This is a genomic window from Streptomyces sp. BK340, assembly GCF_007827595.1.
Taxonomy (GTDB): Bacteria; Actinomycetota; Actinomycetes; order Streptomycetales; family Streptomycetaceae; genus Streptomyces.
Window position 1 is genome coordinate 95,718 of record NZ_VISR01000033.1, and the last position, 23,268, is coordinate 118,985.

General features: G+C 69.5%; 25 protein-coding genes and 1 pseudogene. 13 read left to right on the top strand and 13 right to left on the bottom strand.

Features of this window, described 5'->3' with window-relative positions; all coding sequences use genetic code 11:
• Positions 1-12: 12 nt before the first annotated feature.
• Positions 13-1,071, bottom strand: coding sequence for a GlxA family transcriptional regulator (locus tag FB157_RS40000; RefSeq protein WP_261386846.1), 1,059 nt, complete (start codon positions 1,069-1,071; stop codon positions 13-15).
• A 139-nt stretch (positions 1,072-1,210) separates the two neighbouring features.
• On the opposite strand from FB157_RS40000, the gene FB157_RS40005 reads away from it, so the two are divergent.
• Entirely contained in the window at positions 1,211-2,134 is a 924-nt protein-coding gene (locus FB157_RS40005) for an NADP-dependent oxidoreductase (RefSeq protein ID WP_145885671.1), read from the top strand.
• Positions 2,135-2,507: 373 nt separating this feature from the next.
• The gene (locus tag FB157_RS40010; protein ID WP_145885672.1) at positions 2,508-3,692 is read left to right on the top strand and encodes a hypothetical protein; all 1,185 of its coding nucleotides are present in this window, start codon (positions 2,508-2,510) and stop codon (positions 3,690-3,692) included.
• A gap of 220 nt (positions 3,693-3,912) precedes the next feature.
• Here FB157_RS40010 and FB157_RS47735 read toward each other — a convergent pair whose 3' ends face one another.
• Complete coding sequence (locus tag FB157_RS47735; RefSeq protein ID WP_186581893.1) at positions 3,913-4,278, bottom strand: hypothetical protein; 366 nt, start codon at positions 4,276-4,278, stop codon at positions 3,913-3,915.
• 696 nt (positions 4,279-4,974) lie between these two features.
• Here FB157_RS47735 and FB157_RS40020 point away from each other — a divergent pair.
• Positions 4,975-5,778, top strand: a complete 804-nt coding sequence (locus FB157_RS40020; protein ID WP_145885676.1) for a hypothetical protein — start codon at positions 4,975-4,977, stop codon at positions 5,776-5,778.
• A 359-nt stretch (positions 5,779-6,137) separates the two neighbouring features.
• On the opposite strand, the gene FB157_RS40030 is transcribed toward FB157_RS40020, so the two are convergent.
• The 3 genes from FB157_RS40030 to FB157_RS40040 all read right to left on the bottom strand — a co-directional run bounded on the left by FB157_RS40030 (position 6,138) and on the right by FB157_RS40040 (position 8,156).
• Complete coding sequence (locus FB157_RS40030; RefSeq protein ID WP_145885678.1) at positions 6,138-6,563, bottom strand: VOC family protein; 426 nt, start codon at positions 6,561-6,563, stop codon at positions 6,138-6,140.
• 114 nt (positions 6,564-6,677) lie between these two features.
• Complete coding sequence (locus tag FB157_RS40035; RefSeq protein ID WP_145885680.1) at positions 6,678-7,178, bottom strand: GNAT family N-acetyltransferase; 501 nt, start codon at positions 7,176-7,178, stop codon at positions 6,678-6,680.
• A 99-nt stretch (positions 7,179-7,277) separates the two neighbouring features.
• The gene (locus FB157_RS40040; protein ID WP_145885683.1) at positions 7,278-8,156 is read right to left on the bottom strand and encodes a GNAT family N-acetyltransferase; all 879 of its coding nucleotides are present in this window, start codon (positions 8,154-8,156) and stop codon (positions 7,278-7,280) included.
• Between the two features lie 205 nt (positions 8,157-8,361).
• Between FB157_RS40040 and FB157_RS40045 the strand changes: the two are divergent.
• Positions 8,362-9,599 (top strand): annotated as a pseudogene (locus FB157_RS40045) (ABC transporter substrate-binding protein).
• A 180-nt stretch (positions 9,600-9,779) separates the two neighbouring features.
• Positions 9,780-10,562 (top strand): DUF899 family protein, encoded by a 783-nt coding sequence (locus tag FB157_RS40050; protein WP_145885687.1) that lies wholly within the window; start codon positions 9,780-9,782, stop codon positions 10,560-10,562.
• A 103-nt stretch (positions 10,563-10,665) separates the two neighbouring features.
• Here FB157_RS40050 and FB157_RS40055 read toward each other — a convergent pair whose 3' ends face one another.
• Entirely contained in the window at positions 10,666-11,508 is an 843-nt protein-coding gene (locus FB157_RS40055; protein WP_145885689.1) for a hypothetical protein, read from the bottom strand.
• Between the two features lie 300 nt (positions 11,509-11,808).
• Here FB157_RS40055 and FB157_RS40060 point away from each other — a divergent pair, with 300 nt between their 5' ends.
• The gene (locus tag FB157_RS40060) at positions 11,809-12,468 is read left to right on the top strand and encodes an ATP-dependent endonuclease (protein WP_145885691.1); all 660 of its coding nucleotides are present in this window, start codon (positions 11,809-11,811) and stop codon (positions 12,466-12,468) included.
• Between the two features lie 41 nt (positions 12,469-12,509).
• On the opposite strand, the gene FB157_RS40065 is transcribed toward FB157_RS40060, so the two are convergent.
• The 4 genes from FB157_RS40065 to FB157_RS40080 form a co-directional block, all read right to left on the bottom strand.
• Entirely contained in the window at positions 12,510-12,896 is a 387-nt protein-coding gene (locus tag FB157_RS40065) for a hypothetical protein (RefSeq protein WP_261386838.1), read from the bottom strand.
• A gap of 62 nt (positions 12,897-12,958) precedes the next feature.
• Positions 12,959-13,375: an arsenate reductase ArsC gene (locus tag FB157_RS40070; protein ID WP_145885694.1), complete on the bottom strand. Its 417-nt coding sequence runs from the start codon at positions 13,373-13,375 to the stop codon at positions 12,959-12,961.
• 27 nt (positions 13,376-13,402) lie between these two features.
• Positions 13,403-14,158, bottom strand: coding sequence for an MIP/aquaporin family protein (locus tag FB157_RS40075; protein WP_145885696.1), 756 nt, complete (start codon positions 14,156-14,158; stop codon positions 13,403-13,405).
• Positions 14,155-14,535, bottom strand: a complete 381-nt coding sequence (locus tag FB157_RS40080; protein ID WP_145885698.1) for a helix-turn-helix transcriptional regulator — start codon at positions 14,533-14,535, stop codon at positions 14,155-14,157. Before FB157_RS40080 ends, FB157_RS40075 begins: the two co-directional genes overlap by 4 nt.
• Positions 14,536-14,614: 79 nt before the next feature.
• On the opposite strand from FB157_RS40080, the gene FB157_RS40085 reads away from it, so the two are divergent.
• Positions 14,615-15,085 carry an ArsI/CadI family heavy metal resistance metalloenzyme gene (locus FB157_RS40085; RefSeq protein WP_145885700.1) on the top strand — a complete coding sequence of 157 codons (471 nt, stop codon included), beginning with the start codon at positions 14,615-14,617 and terminating at the stop codon, positions 15,083-15,085.
• A 304-nt stretch (positions 15,086-15,389) separates the two neighbouring features.
• Here FB157_RS40085 and FB157_RS40090 read toward each other — a convergent pair whose 3' ends face one another.
• Positions 15,390-16,049, bottom strand: a complete 660-nt coding sequence (locus FB157_RS40090; RefSeq protein WP_145885702.1) for an NADPH-dependent FMN reductase — start codon at positions 16,047-16,049, stop codon at positions 15,390-15,392.
• Positions 16,050-16,422: 373 nt separating this feature from the next.
• Here FB157_RS40090 and FB157_RS47740 point away from each other — a divergent pair, with 373 nt between their 5' ends.
• Both FB157_RS47740 and FB157_RS40095 read left to right on the top strand, forming a co-directional pair.
• Complete coding sequence (locus tag FB157_RS47740) at positions 16,423-16,569, top strand: hypothetical protein (protein ID WP_186581894.1); 147 nt, start codon at positions 16,423-16,425, stop codon at positions 16,567-16,569.
• Positions 16,570-16,637: 68 nt separating this feature from the next.
• Entirely contained in the window at positions 16,638-17,159 is a 522-nt protein-coding gene (locus tag FB157_RS40095) for a hypothetical protein (protein WP_145885704.1), read from the top strand.
• Positions 17,160-17,303: 144 nt separating this feature from the next.
• Here the strand turns inward: FB157_RS40095 and FB157_RS40105 are convergent, their stop codons facing one another.
• Positions 17,304-17,621 carry a hypothetical protein gene (locus FB157_RS40105; protein WP_145885706.1) on the bottom strand — a complete coding sequence of 106 codons (318 nt, stop codon included), beginning with the start codon at positions 17,619-17,621 and terminating at the stop codon, positions 17,304-17,306.
• A gap of 241 nt (positions 17,622-17,862) precedes the next feature.
• On the opposite strand from FB157_RS40105, the gene FB157_RS48090 reads away from it, so the two are divergent.
• The 4 genes from FB157_RS48090 (at position 17,863) to FB157_RS40130 (ending at position 20,634) form a co-directional block, all read left to right on the top strand.
• A complete protein-coding gene (locus FB157_RS48090; protein WP_222441013.1) occupies positions 17,863-18,156 on the top strand; it encodes a hypothetical protein in 294 nt (97 codons plus the stop codon).
• A gap of 798 nt (positions 18,157-18,954) precedes the next feature.
• A complete protein-coding gene (locus FB157_RS40120; RefSeq protein ID WP_145885712.1) occupies positions 18,955-19,308 on the top strand; it encodes a VOC family protein in 354 nt (117 codons plus the stop codon).
• Positions 19,309-19,508: 200 nt separating this feature from the next.
• Positions 19,509-20,006, top strand: a complete 498-nt coding sequence (locus FB157_RS40125) for an N-acetyltransferase (RefSeq protein ID WP_145885714.1) — start codon at positions 19,509-19,511, stop codon at positions 20,004-20,006.
• 259 nt (positions 20,007-20,265) lie between these two features.
• The gene (locus tag FB157_RS40130) at positions 20,266-20,634 is read left to right on the top strand and encodes a nuclear transport factor 2 family protein (protein WP_145885716.1); all 369 of its coding nucleotides are present in this window, start codon (positions 20,266-20,268) and stop codon (positions 20,632-20,634) included.
• A 39-nt stretch (positions 20,635-20,673) separates the two neighbouring features.
• On the opposite strand, the gene FB157_RS40135 is transcribed toward FB157_RS40130, so the two are convergent.
• Complete coding sequence (locus FB157_RS40135; protein WP_145885718.1) at positions 20,674-22,761, bottom strand: AAA family ATPase; 2,088 nt, start codon at positions 22,759-22,761, stop codon at positions 20,674-20,676.
• Between the last annotated feature and the right edge of the window lie 507 nt (positions 22,762-23,268).

Below are 23,268 nucleotides of genomic sequence, written 5' to 3' on the forward strand. Positions count from 1 at the left end.
GACCCGGCTCGGTCACCCGGGAGCCGACGTGTTGCCGAGCGCGGGTGCCGGGTCCGGGTCGTTGGCATTGAAGGTGCGGCGATAAGCGGCGGGTGAGACCCCGAAGGCCGTTCTCATGTGCGCGCGCAGGGAGTTGGCCGTGCCGAAGCCGGCCCGGTGCGCGACCAGGTCGATCGGCAGGTCGGTGGTTTCCAGCAGTTGTCTGGCCAGTTCCAGGCGCTGCGCGGTGAGCCATTGCACCGGGGTCATGCCGACCTCGTCGCGGAACCGGCGCGTGAAGGTGCGCAGGCTCATCCGGGCGTGTTCGGCGAGCTGGCCGAGAGTCAGCGGTTCGTCGAGGTGTTCCAGGGCCCAGGCGCGGGTGGTGGTCGTACTGGCGGTGGTGGGTTCGGGCACCGGGCGGTCGACGTACTGAGCCTGTCCGCCGTCCCGCCAGGGAGGTACGACACACATGCGGGCGGCCCGGTTGGCGGCCGCTGTGCCGTGGTCGCGGCGGATCATGTGCAGGCACAGGTCGACGCCGGCGGCGACTCCGGCGGAGGTGAGAACGTCGCCGTCGTCGACGAAGAGGACGTCTTCGTCGACTTTGACGTTCGGGTAGGCGCGGCGGAACTCGGGGGCCAGGTTCCAGTGGGTCGTGGCGGGCCGGCCGTCGAGCAGCCCGGCTGCGGCGAGCACGTAGGACCCGGTGCAGATGGAGACGAGTCGGGTGCCGGGGCGGATGCCGGCGATGGCGGCGGTGACGTCGGGGGGCAGGGGGCCGCCCCGGCCCAGTTCGGGCATCGCGTGGGTGGGCGGCAGGATCACGGTGTCCGCGGCGGCCAGGGCCTCGGGTCCGGCGGCGGGCTGCACGGTGAAGCCCGCGTCGCTGAGCACGGGGGCGCCGTCGGCGGTGCAGACGGTGACGTCGTAGAGCGGCCGGCCCTCGGCGTCCTCCACGCTGCCGAAGACACGGGAGGGGATGCCGAGCTCGAAGGGCGGGACGCCGGGCAGGGCCAGGACGGCGATCCGGTGCCGCCGGGGCGTCTCCTTCGCCCGCTTCCGCTCGTTCTCCATGATCGGGCCCTGCATCTCGCTCATGGCCAGATCCTGTCACATAGTGGCCAGGCGGCCAACGCCATGGCGGGCCGGGGTGCCGGATCGTGGACTGCGTCGCGCCGGGGACGTCCCGGCGACGAGCTGATCGAGACGAAAGAGCGAGGCGGACAGCATGCGTGCGGTGGTCGTGGAGCAGTGGGGCGGAGCCGAGAACCTGGTCGAGCGCGAGGTCGAGCGCCCCGAGCCGGGACTGGGTGAGGTTCTGGTCCGGGTGCACGCGGCCGGGGTGAACCCGGTGGACTGGAAGACCCGTGCCAGCGGGGCCCTGATCGAGTGGGGTGCCGTGCCGGTGGTGGGCTGGGACGTGTCCGGCACGGTCGAGGCCGTCGGCCCCGGCGTCGGGGTGTTCCAGGTCGGTGACGACGTCTTCGGGATGCCGCTGTTCCCGCGCCAGGCGGGCGGCTACGCCGAGTACGTGGTGGCGCCGGCCCGGCATCTCGCCCCGAAGCCGGCGGGCCTGTCCCACGTGGAGGCGGCGGCGCTGCCGCTCGCCGCGCTGACTGCCTGGCAGGCCCTCGTCGACGCGGCCCACGTGCGTCCCGGCGAGCGGGTGCTGGTGCACGCCGCGGCCGGCGGGGTGGGCCACCTCGCGGTGCAGATCGCCAAGGCCCGAGGCGCGTACGTGATCGGCACGGCCAGCGCCGCGAAGCATGACGTGGTGCGACAGCTGGGCGCGGACGAGGTGGTCGACTACCGGTCGGTCCGGTTCGAGGACGTCGTCGGCGACATCGACGTAGTGCTGGACGGGCTCGGCGGTGAGACGGCCGAGCGCTCCCTGAAGGTGCTCAGGGCCGGCGGCCGGCTGATCACCCTGCCCGGCCCGGACGACGTGCCCGCCGTCCATGACGGGGTGCGGGCGACGTGGGTCCTGGTCGAACCGGACCACCTGGGCCTGCGCGAGATCGCCGCTCTGGTGGAGCGGGGTGCGCTGAGGCCGGTGGTCGAGACGGTCCTGCCGCTGGAGGAGGCCGCGAAGGCCCACGAGATCGGCGAGCAGGGCCGTACGACCGGCAAGATCGTCCTGACGGTCGCCTGATCCGGTCGGATCTGGTCCGGTCGGATCTGGTCCGGTCCGGCGGGGGTCGTGGGCGCGCGGCACACCAGCGGCCGCGGGGGGGGGGGGGGGGCGCGGCGCGGGCGCCCGGCGGCGGCGCCAGCGCCCCGCCCCGTGCGGGACACCCGGGCGGGGGGGCGGGAGGAGCGGGGGGGGTGGGGGTTGGGGGGGGGGTGGGGGGGGGGGGGGGGGCCCCCCCCCCCCCCCCCCCCCCCCCCCCACGACGCTGCGCCTCCCCGGCCCCGACGCCGCGTCCCACGGCAGTTTGTGACAACCGCTGACTGGGCAATGCACCGGCCGCCCTCTACCCTCTGTGCCCGACCTCGGCCTCTTCCCCCAAGGAGGGCGTACGAAGATGAGACGTGGAACGGACGGCACGGGCTTACGGCGTTCGGCGGCCGGTCTGGTCGCTCTGGTACTCGCCGTCGCGGCCCTGGTGACCGGCGGCGGCCCTGCACAGGCGGCCCCGGCCGGCCGGGCCTCGGCCGCGACGGTGGACCTGTCGCGATGGATGGGCGACATGCACGACTATCTCGACAACCGGCCGCTCAACCGGATCGCGATGCCCGGCAGCCACGACTCCGGCAGCTGGAGCATCCCCGCCGACCCCGCCCTGTGCACCAGCGGCTGGTCGTACAACGTCGCCAAGCTCGACGCGCGGCTGGCCGCCAGCATCTCGCGGGCCCAGAGCGACAGCCTCACCGGCCAGCTCGACGAGGGCGCCCGCTACCTCGACCTGCGGCTGTGCTTCGAGGGAGGACAGTGGAGGACCTTCCACGGCGCTCCGATGGGCGGACCGTTCTTCGACGATGCCTCGGGTGAGGCGGCCTCCCTCAAGCGCTGGATCGACGAGCACCCTTCGGAAGTCGTCGTCATCAGTGTGTCGGCTGCCGTTCCTGCGGGCACCGACGCCGCGGAGCCCGTGTCCAGGTTGCGGGACCTGTTCGGTTCCCGTGCCGCCCTGCGGACCGAGCTTTCCCCGACCTCCACCTACGGTGACTTCATGAGGGCCAAGAAGAACGTCGTGCTCGTCGACTCCTCCGCGGGGGTCGACCAGCCCTGGGCCTGGCACGCGGACAGCGTCTCCGACCGCGGCAGCTACCCGGCGGGAGACCCGTCCTGGTGGGAGATCCTCAAGGCCTTCTTCAACGGAAGCCCGCCGCAGCAGATCTACGACCAGACGCTGTCCCTCAACCAGGCGGCCCTCGCCCGCGACCCCGGAACGGACGCCGGCCGGTTCTTCGTGCTGTCGAGCATCGTCCAGCCGGATCTGCAGATACCCCAGCTGTTCCTGATCCGGTTGCTCTCGCCGTTCTTTCCGGCGTCCGTCCGGGACAACTACCTCATGTACCTCGCCAGTGGTCTGAACCCCCAGCTGGTCACCAAGCTGAGGACGGACTGGCGGGCGCCCGAACTGGCCCGCAACATGAACATCGTGTCGATCGACGACCTGGGCCACCGGCCGCAGGGCGACCTCCAGCGCGCCGTCATCGACATCAACACGCTTCCGGGCCGGACTGCTGCCATGCCCACCGGATAGTCCGTGCTCTCACCCGCAGCCCGCTGGGGCAGCCGCGGATCGTCTCCGGAAACGACGCGTGCATCGGCACCTGCGCCTTCGTACGGCCCTGGCATTCGCAGCGGCTTCCTCGCCGGTTCCGGGCTCGGGGGCGGCTTTGCCGACATCGCCCGGAAGGCCGAAGGCCGGAGCCCGAGTGGCGGTACGGCGGCTGCTTTCGGACAGTAGGAACCATGAACCGTCACCGACGCCCACGCCGTCGGGCCCCGTGGATCGCGGGCGGTGCCGCCGTGCTCGTCCTCGGCGGCGTCGGCGTCTGGGCGTTGGTGACGCAGGAGCACGGGACGCACCGCCCGCCGCCGACGGGCATGACACAGCCCACGCCGACGCGTACGGCGGCACCGACGCAGACGCCGACCCGCACGCCTACGCCCACGCCTACGCCCACGGCGACCCCCCGGCCCCGGCAGTCGGCGACGTCGCCCAGCCGGCCCCCGCCGACGCTGGGCACGACGACAGCCGCCCCGCCGCCCCCACCGAAGCCGGAGGTGACACGGAGGCAGCCCTCGGCCCCCAGGCCATCGGCGACGACGGCACCGAAGTCCACACCGGCGTCACCGCCGTCATCGCCGCCGCCCCCCTCAGTACCGCCATCACCTCCCTCACGGCCATCGTCCTCAGCACCGCCGTCCCCCTCGTCGTCCTCGTCGCCTCCGTCACGGCTGACAGCGCAGTCGACACGGTGGTACACGAGTCCGCTGGCGACGGCTGCTGCTCAGCGCATGGCCGCCGCCCATGTGGTCGGCGACCCCGCCTGCTCACTGTCGGCCGTAGGCCAGCCAGATCCGGCGTTGCTCCCAGCGGGCCTCACAGCGGTGGGCACCGGGCAGGCCGGCATCTACTGGTGCCTGATCTGGTAGCCCCGGGGACTGGGGCTGGGGGGGACCGCGCCGGCCATCGCGACAGTGGCTACCAGGAGCGTCTGATCGCCACAGATGGGCCGACGGCCGTGTCCGCGAGGCGTCTCTCCCTGACAGCCGCTCAGCTCCTTGCGTACTTGCCCGCTGCCGAATGGGCGACGATAAATCAGATAATCATCATCCGAATCTGTTTCGGCGTAACTCCCCTTCTCTGCATGGAATTTGAAGCGCATTCATCGGTGCGGGCGGGTGCCGCCTGATCCCTCATTCGGCCCCCTGGGGCCATTTTTCCGGTATGTGCGATAGGGCGGCCATGGAGATAGTGAGTGCGTTGAGTCCGTGCCGACTGCCCCGGCCGACCCTTCTCAGACGGGAGAAGTTGCATGCGCAAGACCCGGTCCACCGCTGTCACCGCGGCCGCCGTGGCCCTGGCCGCGGGCGGCATCACCTACGCCTCGGCCTACTCCGGGCCGACAACCCATGCGCCGGCGGCCCACACGCCCGCGGCTCATGCGCCGGCCGCCCAGCAGTCGGATACCCCCACCGATTCTTTCCGCGGCACCGGCACTGGCACCGGCGCGGGTACCGACACCGACACCGACACGGGTGCCGGCGGAGTGCCCGGCCCTGACACCGGTACTGGCGGCGCTCCCGGCGCCGTCGCCGGCGGTGGCACCGGCACCGGCTCCGGAAACGTCGGCGGCAACGGCGTCATCGGTGGCTCCGGCGTCATCGGCGGCTCTGGTGTCATCGGTGGCTCTGGTGTCATTGGTGGCACCGGTGTCGTCGGCGGTACCAGCGCCGGAAAGGGCAATGAGGGTGTCATCGGCGTCGGGGGAGTTGCCGGCAATGTGGGCAACTTCGGCCACAAGAACGAGGGCAACCGGGGTCATGAGGAGGAGGAAGAAGGCCGGATCCAGATCAACGAGCGGACGTACAGCAGCCACCCGGGTGACTGCATCACCGTGGCTCTCCTGAACGCCGCGTCCTTGAACATCCGCAACGACAGCCGTCGTGCCATCGACGTGTTCGACGGACCCGTCTGCGACAGCGGTGCTCCCCTCGCCACGGTAGGCCCCCATGACGACGCCTTCGGCGTGACACCCACCGGCAACGGCAACTTGGCCAGCTTCTGGGTGATCGACGAGCGTCGGCGCGATCGTGATCACGATCGGGACGACTGGTGAGCCGGCAGCGGGGACCGAACGAGGCTCAGGAAGCCTGCGGGGCGGAGTAGGTCCACCCGGGCGGCCGTTGCTCGAACGTGGTGCACCGTCCGCCGCCCCTGCTCGTCCCGATCGCCGGGTGCAGGCGCTGCGCTCGGTGACTGACGGCGATCACGTCACCCAGGCGGCGCAGGCTCAGGTCCGCGATGCCGTGTGCTGCGACGTGAACGACGGCCGCATGCACCAACCGTGCGCGCCGGTCGCCGGCTGTGCGTTGCACGGCTTCGTCCCCGGGATGCGAGGCGCCCGTATTCACCACGCCACAGCCCCAGCCGCGGCGCACCTACGCCTGGGTGCGCGCCCTTCTCGCGACCGACCGCTCAGTCGAGACAGAACTCGTTGCCCTCGACGTCCTGCATCAGGATGCACGAATCGTTGCCGTCGTACAGAAGTCGCACGCGTACCGCGCCGATCGCGAGCAGTCGTGTGCACTCGGCTTCGAGCGTGGCGAGGCGCTCCTCACCCACGAGCCCCGTGCCGACCCGCACATCGAGATGCACGCGATTCTTGACCACTTTCCCCTCGGGAACGCGCTGGAAGAACAGCCGCGGGCCCACACCTGAGGGGTCACTGCAGGCGAACCATGAACCCCGATCCTCAGGAGGCCGGGAGCGGTCGAAATCGTCCCAAGTGTCGAACCCCTTCGGCGGCGAGACGACGTACCCCAACACCTCGCACCAAAAGCGAGCGACGCGCTCAGGTTCTGCGCAGTCGAAGGTGACTTGGAACTGCTTGATCGATGACACGGGTGCACCATAACAGGGGGACTCTGACGCTCATCTCCCGGCAGGGATCTGCATGTTGACGGCAGGATGGTCCTCGCGAGCCGCCGCGTCTGCTTCGCATACTGGGCGGCATGGCTACCTATGGAGCACCAGGTCGCGCTCGTACCACGTGCCGTCCTTACCACCGAGGTCAATCGGGTCGGCCGGGCCAACCGGAGCGAAACCCGCCTTGGCGAGCACCCTCTGGGACGCGGTGTTGCCGTGGGAGGTGGCCGCCCGCAGTGTGCGCAGCCCGTGCCGCGCCGCCGCCAGCCGGCACAGCTCCCGGACGGTCGCGGTCGCCACACCGCGGCCGGTGACATGCTGCGCGACCCTGTAGCCGAGCTCGGCCGTGCCGTCCTCGAAGTCGTACAGGTTGAACCGGCCCAGTACCGAGCCATCCTCGGCGACGAGCACGTAGAAGGCGCTGATGCCGGCCTCTTGCTCAGTCAGCAAGGCGCTGTACCGGTCGGTGAACTGGTCGAAGAACTCGTCACCGCGGTCGGAGACCGAGGCGGCGAAGTAGGCGCGGTTCGCAAGCTCGAAGGCCAGGACCGCGGCGGCATCGCCGGCTTGCAGTCGCTTCAGCTCAGGCACCGCCCGACTGTACCCGGACGGCGCGCCGAGGCCACCCGGGTTTCCGCCACCGGCAGTCGGTCCCAAGAGCAGGGCACACAACGCTCCACGGCTGAAGTGCTAACCGGCTTCAGGCGCGTTGCCGGAGAGTCTGTACCCGGTGAAGTAGGTGACCGGGAGGTATCCGATGCGCTGGTAGAGGGCGTTGCTGGTGGTGTTGGCCGGGTTCGTGAACAGGACCACGTCCGTCGCGCCGGCGGCCAGTGCGGCCCGGCTCACCTCGACCGTCACGGCGCCCGCGTAGCCGAGACCCCGGAGGTGAGCCGGAGTGTAGACGGGGTCGACCCGGATCATGCCGCCGACCATCGAAGTCGAGCCTGCCATGGAGACGGGAGTGCCGGCCGGGGCCTCCCAGAACGTGAAGTGCTTGTCGGCGAAGCGTGACTTGGCCCAGGATTCGGCGTCCAGGGTGGGGGCTTCTCCGACGTCGGCGGCGAACTCGTTGCACCAGTGGATGAGTTGCTCATGGTCCTGCGCGCCCAGGACGCGACCCCGGCCGTCCGGGCGCGGCTCCGGCGGGGTGAGCGTGCCGAGCCGGTAGAGACGTCCCCGCCAGTCGCGTACCGGCGCTGTGCCGGTGTGCCGCTGCCATGCCTCGGCGAACGCCGTGGCGGTGTCGTGGTCCGCGGTGACGCCGGAGAAGGAGTGACCGAGGTCGGCCAGATGGGCGGCGAGGGCGTCGGCCTGCTCGGGGGAGAGGGGGGTGAGGGTCAGGCGCTGGGTCGCAAGGCGGTAGAAGATGGCGCGCACCTCGCCCGACTGCTCGAGGTGGCCGAAGACCGCGGCCCCGGCGCCGTATGCGTCCGCCCCATGCCTCCGCAGTCTTTCGATCACCGTCAGCGGCGTGTTGTGCAGGGCGGGGCGCGAACGCAGGAACTCTCCGGCCCGGGCGAGAAAGTCGTCGATGTCTTCGGTGAGGTGCCAGTCATCCAGACGCATGCTTCATGATCCCTGATGCACTCGGCTCGGGGAAGCGCGTTCCCGGAGACGAGCCGACGCCACGACGGCGGCCCCTGACGTGCCGCCGCTGCGGGGCCCGGACGTCTGCCGGCACCAACCCCGCCCGTGACATCGCCGGCACCTCCGAACGCTGCTCAGGAGGAAACAGAAAATCGGTTGCCTGTTGGCGAAGGTGGTGGATGCAATGTCCGGCATGGTCACCCAGGTGCGCCCGCCACGGCGAGATGAGACGAACGCGTGCCACCGGGCCCTGCCACTCCGCGATTTGGGCCAACTCCATCCGAATCGCCAGTGGGGAGGACCCCACGTATGAATACGCCACCCCCGCCACCTGGGGCGGAGCGGACTGACGGCTCACCCGTCCGGATCGGCGCTCTCGTTCCGCTGACCCGGCCTGGCTGGGTCGAGGCAGGCCGACACCTGCTCGCCGGACTCGAGCTGGCCGTTGACGAAGTCAACGACGCCGGCGGGATCGCCGGAAGGCCACTCGAACTGGTGGTACGAGACACCGCGGCTGATCCGCAGAGGGCCGCTGCGGCCGTGGACGAACTGGCTCGCCTGGGCGTGGCCGCCTTGGCGGGGGAGTACCACAGCGTCGTCGCTCGCGCCGCTGCCGCCAGGGCCGACGCCCTCGGTCTGCCCTTCCTCTGCTCGTCAGCGGTTCTCGACGCGCTCACCGAACGGCCGACGGAATGGGTCGCGCGCCTCGCCCCGGCGCAGTCCCACGGCTGGCAGATCTACGCGGACTTCCTCCTCGGGGCGGGCCACAGCCGAATCGCCGTAGCAGCCCAGCCGAGTGTCTACTGGGCCTCCGGAACCCGCATCCTGCGGGACCACCTCACTCCACGCGGCGGCACCGTCATCGAACTCGACGTGCCCGCGCCAGACCCCACGGCCTTGTGCGACGAACTCGTCGAGAATCGCGCAACAGCACTCCTGCTGCTGGTCGGGCACCCGGAGCCGGCCGTGCCGATCGTCAAGGCCGTCCGCCACGACGAGCGTCTTGCCGAGATCATGATCGGCGCTCCGGCCGGGCAACCGGAGTTCGCCGAATGGCCGACGTTGCTGGGCGGCGACGGCGCCGCGATCCCGTTCTTGCGCTACCTCCCCGAGCGCCTCAGCCCACTCGGTGTACGAGTCGGGACGGCCCTGCGCGAGCGGCTGGCCGAAGCGCCCTCCTTCGTCGCCTTCGAGGGCTACGACACGGTCGCCCTCCTCGCCGACGTGCTGCGTTCTCACGGCACGGACCGGGCGCGCACTGCGGAATCCTGGTCGCGCGTCGCATTCGAGGGCACCCGCGGGAAGATCCGGTTCTCCCGCACCCCAGGCATCAGTGTCTCGCAATGGGCTTGGCCGCCGGTCCAGGTCGTCGACCGAGATCCGGCGGAACCCGATCGCTTCCGAATCCTTCACACCGGCTGAGACGGCGCGGAGGCCGGACCGGGAGCGCGTCCGTGCACTCGTCAGCCCCACGGGCCCGTGCCCGCCAGGCCGAGTGCGCCCCCTGCCGCGATGAGTTCCGGCCGGGCCACGAGTCTCTTGTGGTGACCGTCGTAGGACGGCGTACGACGCTGCCCTGCACCAGACACCACGGAGGACACCATGACGACCACGCCGAGTGACCAGACCCCCGCGCTGCCCGGACGCCCGCCCGTCGTCGACCTGGCCACCTGGCAGGCCGCCCGTGACGAGCTCCTGGTCCGCGAGAAGGCTTACACCCACGAGGGCGACGCCCTCGCCGCGGCCCGCCGCCGGCTGCCGATGGTGGAGTTCGACGGAAGGGCCGAAGTCGTCGGACCCGACGGCCCGGTCCCGTTCCTGGACCTGTTCCAGGGCCGCGACGAGCTCGTGGTCTACAAGCACATGTGGTACGACGGCGCGCCGCCCCAGGGGCAGTGCGAGGGCTGCACCACCACGGCCTGGCACCTGAAGGACGCCGTCTACCTCAACGCCCGCGGCGTCTCGTTCGCCGTCCTGACCACGGGCCAGTGGGACGAGGTCGCCTCCTACGTCGAGTTCATGGGCTACACCCAGCCCTGGTACTCGGTACGCGACGTGGAGGGACCGGTCGGCGGCGACATGGGTTACCTCACCTGCTTCCTGCGCGTCGGCGACCGCGTGTTCCTCACGTACTCCACGACGGGCCGTGGCAACGAGCGGGTCAACGGGTCCCTGGGTCTGCTCGACATGACGCCCTACGGCCGCGGCGAGGCGTGGGAGGACAACCCCGAGGGCCGGCCCGAAGGCGGCAGCCCGTGCTGGTCCTGGCGCTCGGACGCGGACGGGAACGCCACCTGGGGCCCCACCAGCCGACCCGTACCGCAGTGGACCCGCCCCGGCGCGACCCCCGTGGAGACCCTCGGCCGCCACGGCCACCACCACTGACGAGCCTCGCCGGCGGCGTCGGCGGAGGTGTCGGCGGCGTGCACTACTGGTCGGACGGTACCAGGATCAATGTCAGTGCAGCCGTGCAGCCGTGCCGTGCCTCCTACGGGTGTTCGCGGAGCTGGAGGAGGCCGCCGAGTGAGAAGCACAGGGCGCCAGTGAGGGTGCCCCAGTTGGCGATGCCGGCACTGACCAGACTTCCGGTGGCGGGGCGGGTGAACGCGGCGACCGCTGAGACCATGAACAGGACGGACCCGAACTGGTTCACAGCGACGATCCACCAGCCGAGGCTGTGTGGGCGGACGCAGGGCCGACCGTGGCAGATCTCGACGAAGCCCAGGTGCCCGGAGACCAGGAAGAACACACAGCCGACCAGGTCGGGCGCCCAGATCAGCCGGTTGACCTGCTGGACGCTCAGACCCCGCAGGAACGAGTCCAGCAGCGAGACGGCGAAGACGAGGGTGCCCACGAAGAGGACGAACGCGCTCAGCCAGTCCACCCGCATCGGCTCGTAGCTCCACCACCGCCATCGGCGGGTGATCAGTCGGCCTTCGCCGCCGGCGACGTGGCGGGGCGAGTTGATCACCTGAAGCAGTGAGACGTACCCGCCGGTGTTGAAGAACAAGCCGCCCACGAAGTAGATGGAGGCGCACGTGGTGGCGTCGCCCGAGCCGAACTGGGCAACAGCGGCGCCGGCGGCGAAGAGGGCTCCGCCGACGACGAAGGCGAGCGCCGCGATGACATTGAGTCTGCGCAGTCGACCGATGGCAACGGCATCCGCACTGGTGGGCCGGCTGTCCGCCGCACCGGGCGGACGGACGGCGAGCGTTCCACGCCGACGCGCGCTCCGCGAGTCCCACACTGCGGTGCCGCCACCGGGAGGATGCCAAGTAAGCCTGGTGGTGAACGGTCCCGCGCCCTCGGCGCGCTGCTGCGGCTGCCCCACGGGCCGAGCCTAGACCGGAGACAGCGCTGGAAGGTGCGGGAAACGCCGTGCTGCCGGGGCGTGGGAAGGCCTGCGGGGGCAGGTCGGATCGGGTTCGAGGTTGCCGCCGCGGTCAGGGCGCGTTCCTGTCCGTGCGCGGGTGCGCGCCCTCGAACCAGGTCACTCGAACCTGACCGAAGCTACCGTTCACCTGAAGTCGCGCCTCCTCCGACCTTCGACGCCTTGACTCATCGCCCCCGGAAAACGTGTGTGCGAACGGGATCTCGGCCGTGCCAGGATGGCGACAGGAAGCGAGGTCTCGTGGACGAGTTGAGGCGATTCCGTCTGGCGCTGACGGCGTGGGCGGCCGGCGGAGCGGAGGCGGATGCGGCCGCCGCGGCGGCACGGGAACTGGCCGACGGCGGCCGTGTGCGGACGATCGTACTCGTCGAGGGGACCAGTGATCAGGCCGCGCTCGAAGCGCTGGCCACCCGCTACGGCCGCGATCTCGGCACAGAGGGCGTCGCGGTGGTTTCGCTCGGCGGTGCGACGAACATCGGGCGTTTCCTGGACGTGTGTGGTCCTCCGGGGCTGGGCCTCCCACTGGCCGGTCTCTACGACATAGGCGAGGAGCGGCACTTCCGGCGTCATCTCGAGCGGGTCGGGCTCGGATCCGAGCTCCCGCACGCCGAACTGGAGACAGCAGGGTTCCATGTGTGCGTCGCCGATCTGGAGGACGAGCTGATCCGGGCTGTCGGGGCCGATGACGTGCAGCAGGTGATCGAGGCCCAGGGCGAGATGCGGCCCTTCCGCACCTTCCAGAGCCAGCCGGCCCAGCGGGAACGGCCCGTGGAACACCAACTGCGGCGCTTCATGGGTACGCACAGCGGCCGCAAGGCACTCTACGCGCAGGCGCTCGTCACGCACTTGCACCTCGACTGCGTTCCCCGGCCGCTGGAGCGTCTCCTCACGCACGTCTGAGAGAACATTTCGATCAGGTGCAGGTGTGTTTGACAATGGCGTCATCGCAGGCCCCGGCTGGACGGTTGGTCCCAGGCGGCGTCAAACCGGCTGACGATCCGCCGTAGTTCGCGAGCGTTTCCAGGTGACATGGCCTGCAACACGGTGTCCAGGAGAGCACGTGCCTCGAAGGGATCGCCGCAGCAGTACCAGTGCACGCTGCCCCACTCGTACTCACGCCACAGCTGGCGCTCAGGGCGGTGGACGTAGTCCTTCCACAGGCGTACGGCCGCGCTGACATCTCCTGGCTGCAGATAGTTACGGCTGCGTTCGAGGCGGAGGATCTCGGCGAGTGCACGCGAGGACAGGCCGTCGATGTCCGGCCTTGCTTCTTGTGTCCGGTGGCGGGGAACGCCGGCCCGGATGCGACCTGGCCGTCTACGCGGCATGGACCTTTCGGTTCGTCGTCATGCCGCACATCGTGCCACGATCTCGAAGACGTCGAACGGGTTTATTCCGCTGGGCTGATCTCCTCGATCAGGCCGCGGATGCGCTTTTCGATCTCGTCACGGATCGGGCGAACGGCTTCGACGCCCTGTCCGGCCGGGTCGGGGAGCTCCCAGTCGAGGTAGTGCTTTCCGGGGAAGACGGGGCACGTGTCGCCGCACCCCATCGTGATCACGACGTCGGACGCCTGAACGGCCTCGACCGTAAGCACCTTGGGCACTTCGGCCGAGATGTCGATGCCCGCTTCGGCCATGGCCTCGACGACGGCCGGGTTGACGGTGCCGGCGGGAGCGGAACCGGCCGAGCGGACCTGGACGCGGTCGCCGGCAAGGTGGGTCAGATAGGCGGCGGCCATCTGTGAGCGTCCGGCGTTGTGGACGCAGACGAACAGCACGGACGGACGTTCGGCGGGAGTGCTCATGGCGGATTTCTTTCTGGGGGCGGCAGTTCAGGGGTGGGAGGGCGCGGCGAGTTCGGGTTCGGGTTCGGGTTCGACCACGGTGGGCAGGGGAGCGGTGCGCACCGGTTCCGTACGCCCGAACAGCGCGACGACCAGCCCCAGCCCGAGAGCGGCACCGGCAGTCTGTGCGGCGAGGAATGGGCCGACCGAGGCGGGAGCGATGCCGGCGAACGTGTCGGTGAAGGCGCGGCCGATGGTGACAGCCGGGTTGGCGAACGAGGTGGACGACGTGAACCAGTACGCCGCTCCGATGTAGGACGCCACGGCCATGGGGGCGAAGTGGGCACGGCCGGTGCGGCCGAGTCCGAAGATCAGCAGGATGAGTCCGGCCGTCGCCACCAGCTCGCCCAGCCACAGGTGGCCGGCGGAGCGGTCGTGTGTGGACCAGCGCATCAGCGGCTCGGCGAACATGGCATCAGCAAGGACTGCGCCGCCGACCGCTCCGACCGTCTGAGCCGGTAGATACACCGCGACGTCACGGCCGTTCAGCCCTTCGCCGGTGCCTCGGTCGGTGAACCAGGCCACGAGCGTGACGACGGGGTTGAAGTGCGCACCGGAGACGGGCCCGAGGAGCGCGATCAGCACGCCGAGTCCAAAGACGGTGGCCAGCGAGTTGGCCAGCAGTTGCACGCCGATGTCCTGGGTCAGCTCGGTGGCCTGTATCCCGGAGCCGACCACCACCGCGACCAGGGCGGCCGAACCGACAGCCTCAGCGAGGGCCCGCCGTGCCAGGGAGGCGCTCACGCGTTGGCCTCCGCCGCCCGTGTGGTGGTCAGGAACGCGGAGAGCCGCTCGAGCGTGGCTGGCAGCACCCAGTAATAGACCCACGTGCCGCGACGCTCGCAGTCGATCAGGCCTGCCTGTCGAAGCAGCTTGAGGTGGTGGGAGATCGTCGGCTGGGAGAGGTCGAAGGCCGGGGTCAGGTCGCACACGCAGACCTCACCGCCCGCCCGCGAGGCGATCATGGACAGCAGCCGCAGGCGAACCGGGTCGCCCAGGGCCTTGAACATCTTCGCCAGCCCGGCCGCCTGGTCCTCATCGAGGGGCGCGGTCAGCAGCCCCGGGCAGCAGGCGGCGGACTCGTCGTTCTGCCCGAGCACCACAAGCTCTTGTTTCGACATGCCTCTATGTTGACGTTTTTCGATCCAGCGCGCAAGCTTGCATTGAAAGAAGTCAATGCAAGCAGATGGGGTCCATGCCATGTCCCGTGCTCAGCTCGCCCTGCGTGTCAGCGACCTGGAAGCGTCGATCACCTTCTACTCGAAGCTCTTCGGAGTCGAACCGGCCAAGCGGCGCAAGGGCTACGCCAACTTCGCCATCGCCGAGCCCCCGCTCAAGCTCGTACTCATCGAGGGTGAGCCCGCAGAGGAGACCCGCCTCGACCACCTCGGCGTGGAGGTGGATTCCACAGAGCAGGTGAGCGCGGCCACCACCAGGCTCAAGGACGCCGGTCTGGCCACCTTCGAGGAGAACGACACGTCCTGCTGCTACGCCCTCCAGGACAAGGTCTGGGTGCACGGCCCCGGCCAGGAACCGTGGGAGATCTACGTGGTGAAGGCCGATGCGGACACCCTTGGCAAGAGCACCGCCCCCAACGCCGCCGGCGACGACTGCTGCACCAGCCGGACCGACGAGGCGGCCCCGGCCGCGACCGGTTGCAGCTGCCGCTAGGTCCTGTCGTCAAATTCCCGTCGTCGCCCGAAGGGCGGCCTCGCGGCGTCTGGTGCGTGCTCTCGGCGTGCCGGGCGGAAGTCCTCGTACTGGACGTAGTTGGGCTTTCGCCCGGTGCGGCGAGAGTGCGTGCCAGGCGTCGTGGGGCAGACGGGAATTTGACGACAGGGCCTAGTCCGACCGGGCGAGACGCGGCGGTCGGCCACGGTCGACGAGGACGCCCTGCGGTCGATTCTGCATCGCCTCGGGTGAATCCCCGGGTGATCGGCCGGCATCGCCGACGCTCACCGGCGGCGTTCTGGCATCACTTCTCGGCCCGCTGGGTGATCGCCGCCTCGGTACGGTCCCCCAGGAACTCGTACCAACGGCGTTCCAGGCAGACGTAGCGCACGTCCGCTTCGACGAGGCTGAGGAAACCCGACACGGTCTCGGTGAGACGCTGCTGCAACCCTGGGTCGGAGAGCGTTCCGTCCTCGGCGAAGGCCTGGTAGCTGTTGGCCACGCTGAACATGTCCGGGTAGACGCGGGTGCCCAGATGCTCCAGGGGAATCCGCAGGGCCCACAACCCGCGGTTGCCGCCGACCAGCGACGGCGAGGCTGAGACGAGCAGGGCGTGCTTGGTCTTGAACGGCTGCGGCCGGACGCGCGAGACCCAGTCGATCGCGTTCTTCAGCACTCCCGGCACGGAGGCGTTGTACTCCGGCGAGGAAATGACGAAGGCGTCGCTCTGCTCAAGCCGGTCGCGTAGGGCGAGTGCACCTTGCGGCAGCCCTTCGTCGGCCTCGATGTCGCCGTCGTACAAGGGCATGTCGAAGTCGTGCATACTGGCGAGGTCGACGGCGGCACCGGTGTCGGAGATGAGCCGGGCCACGAGGGCGGCAAGGCGGGCGTTGGCCGAATCGGTCCGCAGCGCCGCGCCGAAGATGAGGAATCGCAGCGGGCCGGGAAGCGTGTCCGCGGGCATGGGTCCGTCCTTCCGTCGCTGGCAAGCGCCTCCGAGAGGGCGCCCCACCGACCAGTGTGGTTCCCCGGGGGACGCCACGCGACAGGGCCGAGAACCGACAAGCCCGAGCGGGTCAGGACGATGGCCGGGGCCCGCGCCACCGCCTTCCCGGCAGGACCATTCCCAGGGGCGGTACCGGCACTGCAGTCGCTACGATCAGCCCATGACGGGAGGCAGATGCCACGTAGACCCCCGCGCGAGCTGAGGACCACCGTGCCCGACAAGCAGGGCGACGGCGCGATGAGCACACTGCTCATCGGCGCGTGTCCTGGGCCATCAGTGTGTGCTGCCGTGCACACGTACCTCTGCCGCGCAGCGTGACGCCCTCACCTGGGTGGCTTACCCGAAGGGCGGAAAGCTCGGAACAGATCTGAACCGCGACACTCTGGCCGCCGCGCTTTCGGAGCGGGGCGTGCGGCCCGTACGGCAGATCGCCATCGACGACATCTGGTCGGCGCTCCGGTTCCGACCCGGCGACTGATTGCGTTCCCGGCCCGGGCCAATGGGGCCGCAGGAGGCGCCTTCTGCGACTGCTTACGCTGTGACGCTATGGAGAACAAGGTCACCCACGAGGGGCGCGCCTTCATCAATTTTCGGAACTACTCGTTCCAGGATCCGTGGTCGCACGGCTTCAGGTGGGTCGATGTCAAGCGTCTGACGTTCCCTGCGGAGTCCGTCGGCGACAGGGAACTGCTTGCGGCACTCATCGGACATGAACAGTTCCGGGACGACTACGCGGGCGGTGGGGTGCTGCCGGAGGGAACCAGGCACGGCCCGTATTGGCTGAGGATGGTGACTCCCGACGTCTACGAACCCCTCAGCGGGGAGAAGAGCGCACACATCCTCCGGCAGTGGGCGAACCAGTTCGGGAGAGTGCCCGCCGAGCTGGAGGCGGATCTGCAGCAGGAGGTTTTCGACCACTTGTCCGCAGCCGATCACATCTATTACCTGAGCGGGCTGGGGGACGATGCCTTCCATGACTGGGGCGGTGTGCACGACTGCTTCCACGAATTCGTGCTCATCGACCGTTCGGCTGGGCAGATCTCAGTCCTCGTCGCGGCTGACGACTGAGCCGATCACCGAAGCCATCCGGAGACGGTCGCCTTCGCCGGCCACCACGGCTTCGACGTGCTGGCTGCCTGCCGGCCCCAGGGCAACCCCCGCCTCACCGCCATCGACGGCGAGTCCGACGTCGGCTGACGGATCCGGCAGTCACTACTCGCTTCGCGCATTGTCGAGTTCGCCCGCCAGCACGGCCATCCCGTGCAGGTGAGTGAAGTACTTGGTTGCGTACTCGTCGTCACCAATGGACGGCAGGATCTCTCCAAGGACGGCAGTGCGTGTCCGAAGTATGTCTCGGCGCTGGTCATCCAAGGGGCCGTTCATGACTGAGGAGACACAGCCGGAGAGCATCGTGTCCATCATCACCATGCATTCACCATCGGGCTCTCGCTGGTAGAAGCCCGAAGGGAAGGGCAAGGTCCTGAATTCGTCCCACAACCGCGCCAGCTGATCCGGTCTTGACTCCGCCATGCCCGTGATCATGCCTTACGGCCAGGCGCCGATGGAACGCGTCCCCCAACACGCCCTGCCCACAAGCAGGACCTATGCTGTGACCTGCGACCACTGCCTGACCGTGCGTCTTCACACACCGGTGATCACCGGTCGCTGCACCGTTCCTGGACCAGCCTGGACCGGCAAGATCAGGATCTGGGCCCGAGCACGAGCTCTGGAGTCGAATCGGCCGATGGACATGTCCTCCCGAGAGATCCGCATGCCCCTCGACGAGGTCGTCGCAGTTCTGCAGGACCTGAACGAGTTCGTTGTCTCCCTCGACCGACTCGGATCCCGCCAGGCATCCGGAACAGCCGACGAGCACACCGTGGGCAGATTCATCGCCGACTGGGATGTCGCTCGGCGCCTGGCGAACGCCCGACGCGTCATCAGCGTCGCACTGGACGAGCAACTGAGCGAGGAGGACAACGCCGAGATCGATGCCCTGTGCGACCAGGGTCGCTTCTACGGCGCGGACACCTCCATGAGCCGCTCCATTGACCAATCGAGCTGAGTGAGTAGACGCATCGGACCGGACCGCTCCCTGTTGACACGGGCTCTCACGTTGGAGTCCGGGCGAGCCCGGCAGCTCCTCGCCGCAGGCGAGTGGCGCCTCTCCCCGGCGGACGCCGAGGCGGCGGTGGCTGTCCTTGCCCGCCTCACCACCCCGCTCCCGTCCCGGCGCGGGACCACGGCGCGGACCCGAGCGACAGACCGGGACCGACGGCTTCAACGCGTACTGCGGACCACCGCGCACCACCTCGACGCCGGTGCTGTCAGCCCGCCTGCAGCCGCGCTCCTGGCCGCAGTCGCCCGCGCCTTGCTGCCCTGGCACGCTGTCCCGAACCCACCCCTCGCGGCCGCGGCCCCGAGGTACGCAGCCCTGCCGGGGACAACGGAAGGCGCGGTACCGCCGACCGAAGCGGGCGAAGCCCTGCTCCCCGATCTGACCGAACTGTTCGCCGCCCTTGCCGTGACGTGCGTGCCCGGCACTGTTCCGCTCACACCGTCGGTCGAGCCCTGGCAGGCCCGATACATGGGCAGATTCCGTCACCACACCAGACCTGCGACGGGCGTGTGGGCAGCCAAAACCTTCGAGTGCCCGGAGTGCGGGGGCAAGGACGGCCCGTGGACCGTGACCTGCGATTGGCTTCGGACCACACTGCGCTGCCCATGCGGGATGGTGAGTCGAGAGCACGGCCTCTCCCTCTCCGAGATTTGGCTCGTGCTGCCGGAGCCCGACTGACCATTCGGGCAGCGGGTGTTGGTGTGGTGCCAGCCGCCCCGATCACGGTCCTGGCAAGATACCGGTATGGAACGTGTGCTTGGAATCGGTGGTTACTTCCTGCGGGCCTCCGACCCGGCGGCCCTGAACGCGTGGTATCGCGATTGTCTGGGCCTGGACGCCGATGCGAACGGCCTGTGGCACCAGGGAACCGGACCGACTGTGTTCGCGACGTTCGAATCCGAGACCGACTACTTCGGGACCCGCACCCAGCAGACCATGCTCAACTTCCGGGTCCGTGACCTGGATGCGATGCTCGCCCAACTACGTGCCAAGGGTGCGGACGTGGCCGAAGACACGCAGGACATGGACGGTGTCGGCCGGTTCGGCTGGGTCACCGATCCCGAAGGCAATCGGATCGAGCTGTGGCAGCCCGCCTGACCGGGTCTTCGGGCAGTGGGCCGGCCCGCAGAACGAAGAGGCTCTGAACGTCGGCGGGAGTGCCGCGCTCGGGGCTGTCGGCGCCAGACAGGGGAGTCGCTGACGTAGGCCCAGGCTGCCGCACTGAGGCGGCGCAGGGCAAGGACGTCCGACTGCTCGATGCGGTCGAGTCGGAACCGCTTCTTATAACCTCGGCCCTTATGAGTTGGCTGCCTGACGACTTCGTCCACCCCGTGTCCGTGCCCGTCCCCGACACAGCGCTTCACCTGCGGCCGATCCGGGAGGCGGACACCGCGCTCGACTACCCCGCTGTGATGGGCTCCCGAGAGCGCTTGTGGGAGATCTTCGGCCCGGCCTGGGCTTGGCCCAAGGAGACGATGACCTATGAAGAGGACCGTCTCGACCTGCTGCGGCACGAGAAGGAGATAGCCGCGCACCAGTCGTTCAACTACGTGCTGCTGGACGAGGAGGAGACGGCGATCCTCGGCTGCGTCTACATCGATCCGCCCGAGCGCATCGGCTCCGACGGAGAGGTCTCCTGGTGGGTGGTGGACGATCTCGTCGGTGGTGAGGTGGAGCGCGCGCTCGACGCGCTGGTGCCGCAGTGGATCGCTGCCGACTGGCCCTTCCAGCAGCCCCGTTATCTGGGCCGCGACATCTCCTGGCAGGACTGGCTCGCGCTGCCGCGCGCCTCGTGACACGTTCGCGGCAGCGCTTGGACCGTGCCTCTTGAAGATCGCCTGATCGTTGTGCGGGCGGACGACGCCGCGGGCCGACAACCACTGCACGACCCTGAACCCGTTCGGGGCGGTGAGCCATTACCCGGGGGGTAATCGCGCGGTCCGGGTGGGGCGCGGCATGGTGGGGTCATCCGGTTTCGGGCCGGCGCACTCCGGCCCGAAGCCTGAGTCGACTGCCTTGACTGGCACACCACTTCACCGGAACGGGAGTCCCGTCATGTCGATCTACGTTGCTGCTGTCACCCGTTACTTCGAGGCGTGGAACGCCACCGACGCCGACGCTCTGGCCAAGGCGGTTGCCGTGGCGTGGTCCGAGGAGGGCACGTACACCGACCCGCTGGCCGATGCGCGCGGTCATGACGAGATCGCCGCGGTGATCCGGGGCGCGCAGGAGCAGTTCCCGGGCTTCGAGTTCAGGCCGGCCGGTGACGTGGACGGCAACCATCACATCGCTCGCTTCAGCTGGGAGCTGGTGTCCACCGCCGACGGGTCCGCTCCGGTCGCCGGCTCGGACGTGGTGACCCTGGCCGAGGACGGCCGGATCACCTCCGTCCTCGGCTTCCTCGACCGGCTCCCTCAGGCATAAGCCTTCGCTGGAGGGACGATCGATGGCCGCCTGCCTGATCTACACGCTAGGTGTGACGGTGATCGTGCACAGTCGCTTGGTGGCCCTGGTCAGGGCGACGTACAGGTCGCGCTCGCCGCCAGGGCGGGCGGCGGTGATCTCATCAGGGTCGACCACGACGGTAGCGTCGAACTCCAAGCCGCGCGCCTGAGAAGCCGGCACCAGTCGGGCATGCTGTTCGATCCCCGCATCCGTGAGCTGCTCCGTCCTGCCATCGGCGCAGATCACCCCGACCAACTCGCCCGGGTACGTGGCGCCCTGCTCCCGTAGCTCCCGTACGAGGGCGGCAATCAGCGACTCCGGGGCCGCGGCGAGGGTTCGAGGCACCTCGCCGCGCCGGATCGATCGCACCGGCGGCCGGCCCGGGGCGATCCGGGCGAGCAAGTCCCCTGTGGCTGCGAGGATCTCCTGGGTGGTCCGGTAGCTGACGGTCAGGGTTCGAAGATCGAAGCGCCGCCCGAGGTCCGGGCCGAGGGCCTCCTTCCAGTCCCGGGCCACCGTCGCCGGTCCTGCCTGGGCGAAATCTCCGACCAACGTCATCGACCTGCCAGGGCAACGGCGTTCGATCATCCGCCACTGCATGACGGTGAGCTCTTGCGCCTCGTCGACGACGACGTGTCCGAAGGCGTGCTCGGGCGGGCCGTCGACCAGGCTCGCCGCCTCGTCGAGAAGCGGCACATCGGCGTCCGTCCAGGGCGCGTCGGGCGTTCGCCGCAGCAGGGCCCGCTGGTCGTCGGTGAACTGCCCCAGGTGCGCGGCCAGCAGGTCGGCATCCGTCAGCAGGGCGCGGACCACGTCGCCGGGCGTGAGCCGCGGCCACAGGTCCTCGACGGCCTGATCGAGCAGTGCGTCGTCCAGAAGGTCGGCGCGCACGGCTTCGGCGTCGAACTCGTCGGCACCTGTGGCGGGAGTGTCGTCGACACCGAGGCGGCGCAGGTCCGCTGCCGCAGCCCGGTCAAGGTCGAGGCCGGTCAGTTCCGCCACCTCGGCGTCGATACGTTCGAGCGCCTCGGCGCCACTGCGGGCAAGCTCACGGACGAGGGCGTCGACCAGCAGCTCCTTGAACAGCCGACGCGCCCGGTTGTGCGCGAGACCACTGGTCTGGGCCGACTCCCGTGCTTGTGTGACATCACTGTCCCGCAGATGAATCCATTCCTGCCCGACCCGGACGTCGAAGTCGCCGCCCGGAGCCTGCCGCGAGCGGACCACGGCGGCCAGCCCGGCGGCCAGTGCGGCACGACCCTTCAGGCGCGCCACCTCGAAGGTGTCCGCGGCACCCGGCACGACGCCGGCCAGTTCCTCGCACGTCGCCAAGACGACGTCGCTCTCCCCGAGCGAGGGCAGGACCTGGCAGATGTAGTCGAGGAACCGCGCGTTCGGCCCCAGTACGAGCACGCCGCGCTCAGATGCCTTGGGGAACGCGTACAGCACATACGCGGCGCGGTGCAGCGCCACCACCGTCTTTCCGGTGCCCGGTCCGCCCTGCACCACCGTCACCCCACGGTGCGGCGACCGGACGATCGCGTCCTGCTCGGCCTGGAGCGTGGCAACCGCCGTCCTCATACGTCCCGTGCGCCTCTCCTGGAGCGCCGCCGTCAACGGGCCGTCGCCGACGACGTCCTGTCCGGTGGGTGCGGAGCCGTCAAGCAGCTCATCGCTCACCCCCACCACCGTGCGTCCCGCCAGACGCAGATGGCGGCGCCGCCGCAACCCCATGGGGTGAACCGGTGTCGCCTCATAGAAAGGCCGAGCGGCCTCGGCCCGCCAATCGACCAGCAGTGGCAGCTCGTCCGAGTCCCTGTGCAGCCCCAGCCGACCGATCCGCAGGACGGTCCCGTCCGCAAGGTCGATCCGGCCGAAGACCAACCCGTCCTCTGCTCCCTCCAGCCGACGAACCTCCCTCACCAGCCGGCCGGCCGTCACCTCCCGCTCGTACGTCTCGCCCGCACTTCCAGGCGGCGACGCCAGCACGCGCGCCAGTTGCGCCCGCGCCCCGGCCAGCCGCTCGTCCAACAGCTCGCCTACGACGGACACCTGGACTCGCTCAAGCTCCACCTCACGCGCGGCACCATCGTTGATCTGCGACAAGAAAAGGCCTCCCCGTTCAGCCCGCCACCAGTTCGAGGCGCCACTATGCAGATGAATTCCGGAAAAGTAAATCTTGACCGAACGAGGTGGAATGTGGCCTCTGATGCGACACCAAGCCAGTCTGTGGCTCCGGCATGGAGTTCCGTTTGATCGCGCCGCACCGCCGACTGTGACGGGAGGAAACCCCGACCTTGCCGCACGCCACCCTGCGCGCCGCCACGAGAGAGCCCGGCTTGCACTGCCCGCAGCGAATAGTGCGTCCGCCGCTTTCAGTGGCCGGATCGAAGCTTTGGCTCAATTTCCGTGCAGGTGCCGCTGTGAGAGACGACTGGTCGTCCCAGGACAGCTCTCGAAGTCGCCTGCAAATGAGCCGACTTAAGAGGTTGTCTCACAGGTGTTTTTGGCGAGCTTCTACTGAGGTTGAACTCGGGTTGTCGTGGTCGTGATGGATAGTCCGGTCCCGGCGAGGCATCCGTCGATCAGGTCGGGGCGGTACTGGATCGTTCT

Coding starts and splice junctions, on each gene's coding strand:
- FB157_RS40000 (WP_261386846.1), bottom strand. CDS start 1,071: ATGCAGGGCCCGATCATGGAGAACGAGCGGAAGCGGGCGAAGGAGACG.
- FB157_RS40005 (WP_145885671.1), top strand. CDS start 1,211: ATGCGTGCGGTGGTCGTGGAGCAGTGGGGCGGAGCCGAGAACCTGGTC.
- FB157_RS40010 (WP_145885672.1), top strand. CDS start 2,508: ATGAGACGTGGAACGGACGGCACGGGCTTACGGCGTTCGGCGGCCGGT.
- FB157_RS40020 (WP_145885676.1), top strand. CDS start 4,975: ATGCGCAAGACCCGGTCCACCGCTGTCACCGCGGCCGCCGTGGCCCTG.
- FB157_RS40040 (WP_145885683.1), bottom strand. CDS start 8,156: ATGCGTCTGGATGACTGGCACCTCACCGAAGACATCGACGACTTTCTC.
- FB157_RS40050 (WP_145885687.1), top strand. CDS start 9,780: ATGACGACCACGCCGAGTGACCAGACCCCCGCGCTGCCCGGACGCCCG.
- FB157_RS40065 (WP_261386838.1), bottom strand. CDS start 12,896: ATGCCGCGTAGACGGCCAGGTCGCATCCGGGCCGGCGTTCCCCGCCAC.
- FB157_RS40070 (WP_145885694.1), bottom strand. CDS start 13,375: ATGAGCACTCCCGCCGAACGTCCGTCCGTGCTGTTCGTCTGCGTCCAC.
- FB157_RS40080 (WP_145885698.1), bottom strand. CDS start 14,535: ATGTCGAAACAAGAGCTTGTGGTGCTCGGGCAGAACGACGAGTCCGCC.
- FB157_RS40085 (WP_145885700.1), top strand. CDS start 14,615: ATGTCCCGTGCTCAGCTCGCCCTGCGTGTCAGCGACCTGGAAGCGTCG.
- FB157_RS40090 (WP_145885702.1), bottom strand. CDS start 16,049: ATGCCCGCGGACACGCTTCCCGGCCCGCTGCGATTCCTCATCTTCGGC.
- FB157_RS40095 (WP_145885704.1), top strand. CDS start 16,638: ATGGAGAACAAGGTCACCCACGAGGGGCGCGCCTTCATCAATTTTCGG.
- FB157_RS40105 (WP_145885706.1), bottom strand. CDS start 17,621: ATGGCGGAGTCAAGACCGGATCAGCTGGCGCGGTTGTGGGACGAATTC.
- FB157_RS48090 (WP_222441013.1), top strand. CDS start 17,863: ATGCCCCTCGACGAGGTCGTCGCAGTTCTGCAGGACCTGAACGAGTTC.
- FB157_RS40120 (WP_145885712.1), top strand. CDS start 18,955: ATGGAACGTGTGCTTGGAATCGGTGGTTACTTCCTGCGGGCCTCCGAC.
- FB157_RS40125 (WP_145885714.1), top strand. CDS start 19,509: ATGAGTTGGCTGCCTGACGACTTCGTCCACCCCGTGTCCGTGCCCGTC.
- FB157_RS40130 (WP_145885716.1), top strand. CDS start 20,266: ATGTCGATCTACGTTGCTGCTGTCACCCGTTACTTCGAGGCGTGGAAC.